Source organism: Neisseria sicca VK64, from assembly GCF_000260655.1.
Taxonomy (GTDB): Bacteria; Pseudomonadota; Gammaproteobacteria; order Burkholderiales; family Neisseriaceae; genus Neisseria; species Neisseria sicca_B.
Genome location: NZ_AJMT01000208.1, coordinates 1 through 9863, shown reverse-complemented (window position 1 = coordinate 9863; position 9863 = coordinate 1). Strand labels below are relative to the sequence as shown.

Below are 9863 nucleotides of genomic sequence, written 5' to 3'. Positions count from 1 at the left end.
TGTTTGAACCTGTTGAAAGCAGCTAACAGGCTAAGTGTGCCTGTTTGCGCCTAAAAGGCGGTCCGGATGCCTTATTATCAGGTATCCGGGGAGGATTAAGGGGGTATTTGGGTAAAATTAGGAGTGATTGGGGGAGAAAACAGCCGAAAACCTGTTTTTGGGTTTCGGTTGTTGGAGGAAAAGAAATTTTGCAAAGGTCTCACTTCGTTGAAACCGCGTTTTAGCTTCGCAGAAACTCCGCTTTCTTCGGAAGCTCCGTTTTCAGACGCCCCCTACTCTTTCCCCGCCGCAACGGGTTCGGCCTTTTCAAACGCCGCCTTCAACTGTTCTGCCGCCTGTATCAACTGCCGCGCGCCGCCCGCGACGATATAGTTGGCAGCAGGCATGACGATGATTTGCTTGCGCTTCCAAGCATTCGTGTCGCGTACCAGCGCGTTATCCAACACTTCGATGGCCGCCGGCCCTTCCTGCCCGATGGCGGCGGTACGGTCGATGATGAAAATCCAGTCGGGGTTTTTCCCTTTGATGTATTCGAAGGAAACGGGCTGTCCGTGCCCCTCGTTGCGTAAAGATTCATCCACGGGCGGCAGGCCGATGTCGCCGTGTATCCAGCTGGCCAACCGCGACTGCGTGCCGAAGGCGGACACCTTGTTGCCCGTAACCGACAGCACCAGTCCGCGCCCTTTGCCTTTGGCGGCTTCGCGCGTTTGGGCGAACAGCGCGTCAATCTGCGCCTTCAATTCCGCCGCGCGCGCTTCCTTGCCGAAAATCCGCGCCAGGGTTTCCATCTGCTTCTCGCCGCTGGTGCGGATATTGCCGTTGTCCACCGTCAGGTCTATGGTGGTCGTGTTTTTCGCCAACTGTTCATACGCTTCCGCGCCCGGCCCGCCGGTAATGACAAGCTGCGGATTGTAGCGGTGCAGGGCTTCGTAATCGGGTTCGAACAGCGTCCCCACCGTTGCCGCCTTGTCAAATGCAGGCTGCAAATAGTCCACGCGCACCGGTGCGGTGGTTGCGCCCACGTCCACGCCCAATTCGGTCAGCGTATCCAACGCCGCCCAGTCGTACACGGCGACGCGTTCGGGATTCTTCGGCACAACGGCATCGCCCCGTGCGGTCGGCACGGTCAGCGTGGTGGCAGATGTGGCTTGGGATGCGGCGGATACAGTTTTTTCGGCGGCAGGTTCGGGCGAACAGGCAGTTAGTAGGACGGCGCAGGCTGCCCAATAAAAACGCGGTTTCACGGTGTGCGGTTCCTTTGCATACGAATAAGAATTTTTATTATTAAGCAAACAACCTGCAGAAACCACGCCGCAAAACGCAAAATTCCCGAAACGGCAAAACAAATTCCCGAAACGGGAAAGGTCGTCTGAAACACGCTTTCAGACGACCTTTCCCGTTTCAACCAATCCCTACGCTTGATTATTGGCAATAATTCCTATTTAATCCACTTATCAGACAACCCGTTCCCATCCAAGCATGAACACCGCCGCCATCTACCGCCAGTACCAAACCTATGTCCGCTCCGATAAATCCGGCTGGGCGTTGGACGGCTGTTCCGACAGCGCGCTCATGGCGCAGGCAAAACAGCCCGGTTTACATCTGGAAATGTGCATCAACCGCTTCGACTCGGGCATTACCCTGTCGCGGATGCGCGGCGGCGGAACGGGTGCGTTTCCCACCGAAATCCACAATTTCAGCCACAACTGCGCCCTGTTCATCATGGTGTCGGGGCAGAACCGGTTACAAATGGGCGGCAGGGAATACCGCCCGTCTGCCGGCGAAATCTGGCTGGTGCGCGGCGAACTGGCGGACGTGTCCGAAACCCTGCTGCCCGATAACGGCGGCATGTGCGCGTTGCATTTGGATTTTTCGCTGGAAAAACTGCGCCGCTGGCACGACGAAGGTTTGCTGGACGAACGCCTGTTTTCGCCGCAAACGATAGAACGATTCGCCCTGCAACGGCTGGCGCAAAACGCGGCGGCACTGACGGCTGCGGCCTGCCCCCTGCTGCAACGCCCGTTCGAATCGGACGGCTTCGGCCTGCTCGCCGACGAAGCCGCCATGCACTTTTGCGGCTACCGCCACGCGGGACGGTTCAACGAAGCATTCAGGCGGCATTACGGATTTTTGCCTTCGGATGCGAAGAAGTGCTGATGGGGCCGGCGGCATAGATGTTTTGATTTGAAACAACCATTAAAAAAGGTCGTCTGAAAAAGCAGTTTCAGACGACCTTTTTTCATTCGCGGCAGCAGTGTCGCTACCCGCCCTTACCCCAAAAATTCTTTCAAAAACAGCAACACGCAGGCGAGTTCGTCGGCGGATTCGCGTTGCGTACCGTTGCCGGTATGGCCGCCGCCGTCCGGGGCGTAGAGCCACGATTGCGCGGAGGTTTCGCGCAGTTTGGCGTAGAACTTGAGCGCGTGGGCGGGATGGACGCGGTCGTCGCTGAGGCTGGTGGTGATGAGTGCGGGCGGGTATGGCACGTCGTCTGAAAGGTTGTGATACGGCGACAATTCGCCCAGCCAGCGTTTACAGACTTCGTATTTCTGCGGGTTGCCGTATTCGTCCGTCCAGCTTGCGCCGGCGGAGAGCAGCGGATAGCGGATCATGTCGGTCAGCGGCACTTCACACACCAGCGCGCCTATGCTTTGCGGTTCGCGCACGAAGGCGGCGGCGGTAATCAGGCCGCCGTTGCTGCCGCCCTGCAACCCGATGTGTTTGGGCGAACTCATGCCGCGTTCGGACAAATCGCGCACGACGGCAAGCAAATCATCAACGCTTTTGTGTTTGCTGATTCCCTGCGCCGCCTGATGCCAGCGCGGACCGAACTCGCCGCCGCCGCGTATGTTTGCCAACACGAAGGCGTTGCCCTCTTCCAGCCAGTATTTGCCAATACTGCCCAGATAATGCGGCAGCTCGGGTACGCCGAAGCCGCCGTAGGCATAGACCAGCGTCGGCGTGTCAGGCGCGGCGTTTTTGCCGACATGGAAATAAGGGATGCGTTCGCCGTCGGACGAAACCGCCCAAAACTGCCGCACTTCGATGCCGTCTGAAACAAACTGCTGCGGCTGGCGGCGCATGACGGTCAGTTCCATCACGTTCAAATCCAGCGCAAACAGCGTCAGCGGCGTGGTGAAATCGCTGGCGGCAAGGTAAACCACGTCGCCGCCCCAAGGCTGGTCGGTCATTTCCAACGCACCCGAAGGCAGGCGCGGCAACTCAGCTTCCTGCCATTTGCCATCAGTAAAACGCCACGCTTTCAGACGACCCTGTACGTTTTCCAGCAGGCTCGCCACCACAAAACGTTTGGTCGTTTCCACGCTTTCCAATGCCTGCGTTTCATCGGGCGCAAACAAAAGCTGCGCCGCCCCGAGTTCGCCCCGATTCAGCTTCACCGCCACCAGCGCGCCGCTCGGATAGCTTTGGTTCGCGCGGTTCCAGTCCTTGCGCAGCGTCAGCAAAAGATGCCCCGCCAGATAGCCGACCACGTCGCAATCTGCGGGCAGGTTCAACGGTTTCGCCTCGCCTTCGGACGACACCTGCAAATACGTCTTGGTGTAAAAACCGTCCGACGCTTCAATCAAATCAATCGGCGAACCCTGCGGATCGAGGTAACGCCACGCGTTCACCATCATCGCGCCTCTATCAATTTGGTAAACCGGCAGGCTTTCCTCAAAACTCTTGCCGCGCTCCACCAGCCACACCTCGCGCGGATAGCCCGATTCGGTCAACTGCCGCTCGTCCCAGGCCGGACACACCCACACGCTGTTTTCATCGCGCCACGACACATGGTTTTTCCCCGCCGGAAAATGAAAGCCGTCCTCGACCAGCCCGCCCGCTTCCAAATCCACTTCCAGCGTATAAGCCGTATCGCCGCCCGATTTGCTTAAAGTCAACAGCGCGCGGTTGGGCTGCTCCACCAAGTGCGACACCCCGCCCAGATACACATCGTCGCCGAGCAACTCGTCGAAATCCGCCACCGAAAACAGGATTTTCCACTCGGGATAGCCCGAACGGTAAGTCGCCGCCGTACACACGCGGTACACGCCCTTCGGATATTCCGCATCCTGATGGAAATGGTACATCCGCGCGCGGTGTTCCTGACAAAACGGAATCTGCCGCGTGTCCTGCATCTGCGCCAAAATCCCGTCCGACAGCGCGCGCGCTTTATCGTTGTTCAAAAAACGCTTGCGCGTTTCGGCATGCGATTCAGCGGCGAAGTTTTGCGTTTCGGGGGCGTCGAGGTTTTCGAAATGGAGATAGGAATCGGGGTAGGATTTCATAGAAAAGAGATCGTCTGAAAATAGCGAAAGCGGGAATTATAGCGGGAAAGCCTTGCAGACAGATGAAAAGGTCGTCTGAAAGCCGACAATATCAGCTTTCAGACGACCTTTTACTGTTTTCAAATCCGAATCAGTCAAACAGTTCGCCGACTTTGTCCCAGAACGATTTTTTGCGCGGGGTTTGGCTGCGGTCGAGGCCGGTGGAGATTTTTTCGAATTCTTCCAGCAACTCTTTCTGGCGGTCGGTCAGGTTGACCGGAGTTTCCACCACAACGTGGCAGTACAAATCGCCCGTCGCGCTGGAGCGCAGGGATTTGATGCCTTTGCCTTTGACGCGCATACGGCGGCCGGTTTGCGTTTCTTTCGGGATGTTCAGTTTGACTTTGCCGTCCAAGGTCGGAACTTCGACTTCGCCCCCCAAGGCTGCGACAGCGAAGCTGATGGGCAGCTCGCAATGCAGATCCAAGCCGTTGCGCTCGAAGATTTTGTGTTCTTTGACGCGGACGTTGACGTACAAATCGCCTGCGGGCGCGCCGTGTGTACCCGGTTCGCCTTCGCCGCTCAAGCGGATGCGTTGGCCGTCATCGATGCCGGCGGGAATGTTGACTTCAACGGTTTTGCTGGTTTTGGTGCGGCCTTCGCCACGACATTTGACGCACGGGTCTTTGATTTCTTTGCCTGTGCCGTGGCAGGTCGGACAGGTTTGCTGCATTTGGAAAATGGCTTGGCGGACGTGTACCGTACCGGAACCGTGACAGGTCGAACAAGTCGATGCGGACGTACCGGGTTTTGCGCCGCTGCCGTGGCAGACATCGCATTCTTCGTAAGTCGGGATGTTGATGCGTTTTTTGATGCCTTTGGCGGCATCTTCCAACGTGATTTCCACGCCGACCTGCAAATCCGCGCCTTGATAGTTTGGCTGACGGCCGCCGCCCCCGCCTCCGCCGAACATTTGGCTGAAGATGTCGGAAAAGTCGAAGCCCTGCGCACCGCCGAACCCACCAAAACCGCCGAATCCGCCCGCGCCGCCGCCCATGCCCTGTTCGAACGCGGCATGGCCGTATTGGTCGTACATGGCGCGTTTTTCTTTGTCGGACAAGGTGTCGTAGGCTTTTTGAACTTCTTTAAATTTTTCTTCCGCCTCTTTGTCGCCGGGATTGCGATCGGGATGGTATTTCATCGCCAGCTTGCGGTAGGCTTTTTTGATTTCGTCGTCGCTCGCACCGCGCGCCACGCCGAGTGTTGCATAAAAATCTTGGTTGCTCATGATAGTGATGGTTGTTGATATGTGTAAAAACTAGACCGGATATATGGGTGGGGTGGGGAAAACTCAAGAGTCTGAATACAAGGTCGTCTGAAAAATACCGTTCTGTTTTCAGACGACCTTTGTCAAACCGACCTAACGACAACCTGCTATAATCCCTCCTTTATTTTTCCTAACGTTTTCAAGCGAAAAACAGAATGACCATGCAAGAACATTACCAGCCCGCCGCCATCGAGCCTGCGGCGCAGAAAAAATGGGACGACGCCCGTATTTTCAACGTCTCCGAAGACGCTTCCAAACCCAAATACTACTGCCTCTCCATGTTCCCCTATCCCAGCGGCAAGCTGCACATGGGGCATGTGCGCAACTACACCATCGGCGACGTGTTGAGCCGCTTCAAACGCTTAAACGGCTTCAACGTCATGCAGCCTATGGGTTGGGACGCGTTCGGCATGCCGGCGGAAAACGCGGCGATGAAAAACAACGTCGCCCCCGCCGCTTGGACGTACGACAACATCGAATACATGAAAACCCAGCTCAAAAGCCTGGGTTTTGCGATTGACTGGGAGCGCGAAGTTGCCACCTGCAAACCCGAATACTACCGCTGGGAACAATGGCTGTTTACCAAGCTGTTTGAAAAAGGCATCGTCTATCGTAAAAACGGCACGGTGAACTGGGACCCCGTCGACCAAACCGTCCTTGCCAACGAGCAAGTCATCGACGGGCGCGGCTGGCGTTCGGGTGCATTGATCGAAAAACGCGAAATCCCGATGTATTACTTCAAAATCACGGATTACGCCGAAGAGCTGCTCAACGATTTGGACAAGCTGGAACACTGGCCGGAACAAGTCAAAACCATGCAACGCAACTGGATCGGTAAATCACGCGGTATGACCGTGCGCTTCGCCGTTTCAGACGACAGCAAACAAGGCTTGGAAGGCGATTACGCGAAATTCCTGCAAGTTTATACCACCCGTCCCGACACGCTGATGGGCGCGACTTATGTTGCCGTTGCCGCCGAGCATCCGCTGGCAACCGCCGCAGCCGCCGACAAACCCGAATTGCAAGAGTTTATCGCCGAATGCAAAGCCGGCTCGGTTGCCGAAGCCGATATGGCGACGATGGAGAAAAAAGGCGTGCCGACCGGCCGCTACGTCGTCAACCCGCTCAACGGCGACAAGCTGGAAGTGTGGATTGCCAACTATGTATTGTGGGGCTACGGCGACGGCGCGGTGATGGCTGTTCCGGCACACGACGAACGCGATTTCGAGTTCGCCACCAAATACAACCTGCCTAAAAAACAAGTGATTGCCGTCGGCGACAACGCATTCGACGCAAACCAATGGCAAGAATGGTATGCCGACAAAGAAAACGGCGTATTGGTCAACAGCGGCGACTTGGACGGCATGAATTTTCAGACGGCCTTCGACGCCATCGCCGCCAAGCTGCAAAGCCAAAACGCAGGCGAACCGAAAACCCAATACCGCCTGCGCGACTGGGGTATTTCGCGCCAACGCTACTGGGGCTGCCCGATTCCCATCGTCCATTGCGAAACATGCGGCGACGTACCCGTCCCAGCCGACCAACTGCCCGTCGTTTTACCCGAAAACGTCGTACCCGACGGCATGGGTTCGCCTTTGGCAAAAATGCCCGAGTTTTACGAAACCACCTGCCCATGCTGCGGCGGCGCGGCAAAACGCGAAACCGACACCATGGACACCTTCATGGAATCGAGCTGGTATTTCTTCCGCTACATGTCGCCCAAGTTCGCAGAAGGCATGGTATCGGCTGAAGCCGCAAAATACTGGGGCGCGGTCGACCAATACATCGGCGGCATCGAACACGCGATTTTGCACCTCTTGTACGCGCGCTTCTTCACCAAACTGATGCGCGACGAAGGTTTAGTCAGCGTGGACGAACCGTTTGAACGCCTGCTCACGCAAGGCATGGTCGTCTGCGAAACCTACTACCGCGAAAACGCCAACGGCAGTAAAGACTGGATCAACCCCGCCGATGTCGAACTGACTTTCGACGACAAAGGCCGCCCCGTTTCCGCCGTTCTGAAAGCCGACGGCCTGCCCGTCGTCATCAGCGGCACGGAAAAAATGTCCAAGTCCAAAAACAACGGCGTCGATCCGCAAGAACTGATTAACGCCTACGGCGCGGACACCGCCCGCCTGTTCATGATGTTCGCCGCACCGCCCGAACAGTCCCTCGAATGGAGCGACAGCGGCGTCGAAGGCGCGCACCGCTTCCTGCGTCGTCTGTGGCGTACCGTTTACGAATACCTGAAGCAAGGCGAAGCAGTCAAAGCGTTCACAGGCAACCAAGACGGTTTATCTAAAGAACTCAAAGACCTGCGCCACAAACTGCACGCCACCATCGCCAAAGTCAGCGACGACTACGGTCGCCGCCAGCAGTTCAACACCGCCATCGCCGCCGTGATGGAACTGCTCAACCAATACGACAAAACCGACACCGGCGGCGAACAAGGCCGCGCCGTCGCCCAAGAAGTATTGGAAACCGCCGTACGCCTGCTGTGGCCCATCGTGCCGCACATCTGCGAAACCCTGTGGAGCGAATTGAACGGCGCGAAACTGTGGGAAGCAGGCTGGCCGACAGTCGATGAAGCCGCCTTGGTCAAATCCGAAATCGAAGTCATGGTTCAAGTCAACGGCAAACTGCGCGGCAAAATCACCGTCGCCGCCGACGCCTCCAAAGCCGACCTCGAAGCCGCCGCCCTCGCCACCGAAGGCGCGGTGAAATTCATGGAAGGCAAACCTGCCAAGAAAATCATCGTCGTACCGGGCAGACTGGTGAATATCGTGGTGTAAAGCCGATTCGGCATTGACCGCTGCAATTAAGATAAGGTCGTCTGAAAACTTGGAAACAGGGTTTTCAGACGACCTTTTTAAGGTAGATTGGGTTGATAAGTCTAACAATCCATTGTATTCCTCACGATGTTTTGGCACAATTCCAAGCCAATCAACCACGCTTATACTCTGCATCCTAATGGCTTCAAAACCCTTCCTAAAATGGGCAGGTGGCAAACATAAACTTGTCCCCTTTATCGAACACAACCTCCCTTCTTCTGCACGAAAACGTCTAATTGAACCCTTTTGCGGTTCTGCCGCTTTGTCTCTTGCATTGGATTTCGAACATTATCTGCTCAATGATATTAACGCTGACGTAATCGGCTTATTCCGTATCCTAAAAGAAGAAAAATCCGGATTCATCGACTATGTCCGCTCTTTCTTTACTTCCGAAAACAATAGCGATTCAAAATTTTATGAATTGCGGGAACAATTCAACTCTAGCAAAAATCTGCACGAACGTTCCGCTCTATTTATCTATCTGAACCGCCATGCTTTTAACGGTTTATGCCGCTACAACAGCAAAGGGGCATTCAATGTGCCGTTCGGACGCTACAAATCGCCTTACTTTCCCCAACAAGAAATGGAAGGTTTCATTCAAAAATCTGACAGAGTTGAATTAATGTGCGGAGATTTTCAGACGACCCTATCTCTGGCAGACAATACGGATACTGTTTATTGTGATCCTCCTTATGCGCCTTTAAGCCCAACCGCTTCATTTACCACTTATGCCAAAGAAGGTTTCAATTTGGACGATCAAATCCGCCTTTCCCAGTCAGCCCAACAAATTGCACCTAACTCTCAAGGTGTTTTGATTTCAAATCATGATACTGAATTCACAAGGGATATTTATTCTTCTGCCATTCTGAAAACAGTTGAAGTACAACGCAATATCGCTGCAAAGGGCAGCAGCCGTAAGAAGGTTGGAGAATTGCTGGCAATTTATGAGTGATTTCGACAAACTGGCTGAAGAAGCCGCCATTTATCAAAACCGGTTGAAAAAAATCGTTTCAGACGATCTTGTCCTCTACAACGAAAATTCCCTTAACGTCATGCGGAAGATATTGGAAAAACATCCAAACGGCTGTTTTGATATGATTTTCGCAGACCCACCTTATTTTCTTTCCAATAACGGCTTCAGTTGTCAAAACGGACAAATGGTTTCCGTCAATAAGGGCAACTGGGATAAATCCAAAGGAATGGCGGCAGATTTGGAATTCTACGAAGAATGGCTCCGACTGTGTTACGCCTTATTAAAACCAAACGGCACAATTTGGGTTTGCGGCACATTCCATAATATCTATTTAATCGGCTACCTGATGCAAACCATCGGCTACCATATTTTGAACAATATTACTTGGGAAAAACCCAATCCTCCCCCTAATTTGTCCTGTCGTTTCTTTACCCATTCAACAGAAACAATCTTATGGGCAAAGAAAA

7 protein-coding genes are annotated in these 9863 nt (G+C 54.7%); 4 read left to right on the top strand and 3 right to left on the bottom strand.

All coding sequences use genetic code 11. The features are described 5' to 3' along the window. Positions 1-272: 272 nt before the first annotated feature. Positions 273-1244, bottom strand: a complete 972-nt coding sequence (locus tag HMPREF1051_RS12430; protein ID WP_003769247.1) for a siderophore ABC transporter substrate-binding protein — start codon at positions 1242-1244, stop codon at positions 273-275. 235 nt (positions 1245-1479) lie between these two features. Here HMPREF1051_RS12430 and HMPREF1051_RS12425 point away from each other — a divergent pair, with 235 nt between their 5' ends. Next, positions 1480-2157 carry a hypothetical protein gene (locus tag HMPREF1051_RS12425; RefSeq protein ID WP_003769244.1) on the top strand — a complete coding sequence of 226 codons (678 nt, stop codon included), beginning with the start codon at positions 1480-1482 and terminating at the stop codon, positions 2155-2157. 113 nt (positions 2158-2270) lie between these two features. Here HMPREF1051_RS12425 and HMPREF1051_RS12420 read toward each other — a convergent pair whose 3' ends face one another. Together HMPREF1051_RS12420 and dnaJ are read right to left on the bottom strand one after the other, a co-directional pair. After that, the gene (locus HMPREF1051_RS12420; protein WP_003769242.1) at positions 2271-4286 is read right to left on the bottom strand and encodes a prolyl oligopeptidase family serine peptidase; all 2016 of its coding nucleotides are present in this window, start codon (positions 4284-4286) and stop codon (positions 2271-2273) included. Positions 4287-4416: 130 nt separating this feature from the next. Next, positions 4417-5553 (bottom strand): molecular chaperone DnaJ, encoded by a 1137-nt coding sequence (gene dnaJ, locus HMPREF1051_RS12415; protein ID WP_003769239.1) that lies wholly within the window; start codon positions 5551-5553, stop codon positions 4417-4419. Between the two features lie 200 nt (positions 5554-5753). On the opposite strand from dnaJ, the gene leuS reads away from it, so the two are divergent. The 3 genes from leuS to HMPREF1051_RS12400 form a co-directional block, all read left to right on the top strand. Further along, on the top strand, positions 5754-8384 hold the full coding sequence (leuS, locus tag HMPREF1051_RS12410; RefSeq protein ID WP_003769246.1) for a leucine--tRNA ligase: 2631 nt from the start codon (positions 5754-5756) through the stop codon (positions 8382-8384). A 178-nt stretch (positions 8385-8562) separates the two neighbouring features. Beyond that, positions 8563-9375, top strand: coding sequence for a DNA adenine methylase (locus HMPREF1051_RS12405; RefSeq protein ID WP_003769241.1), 813 nt, complete (start codon positions 8563-8565; stop codon positions 9373-9375). Further along, a partial coding sequence (locus tag HMPREF1051_RS12400) for a DNA-methyltransferase (RefSeq protein ID WP_003769245.1) occupies positions 9368-9863 on the top strand: 496 nt, incomplete at its 3' end. The genes HMPREF1051_RS12405 and HMPREF1051_RS12400, both read left to right, overlap by 8 nt.

Coding starts and splice junctions, on each gene's coding strand:
- HMPREF1051_RS12425 (WP_003769244.1), top strand. CDS start 1,480: ATGAACACCGCCGCCATCTACCGCCAGTACCAAACCTATGTCCGCTCC.
- HMPREF1051_RS12420 (WP_003769242.1), bottom strand. CDS start 4,286: ATGAAATCCTACCCCGATTCCTATCTCCATTTCGAAAACCTCGACGCC.
- dnaJ (WP_003769239.1), bottom strand. CDS start 5,553: ATGAGCAACCAAGATTTTTATGCAACACTCGGCGTGGCGCGCGGTGCG.
- leuS (WP_003769246.1), top strand. CDS start 5,754: ATGCAAGAACATTACCAGCCCGCCGCCATCGAGCCTGCGGCGCAGAAA.
- HMPREF1051_RS12405 (WP_003769241.1), top strand. CDS start 8,563: ATGGCTTCAAAACCCTTCCTAAAATGGGCAGGTGGCAAACATAAACTT.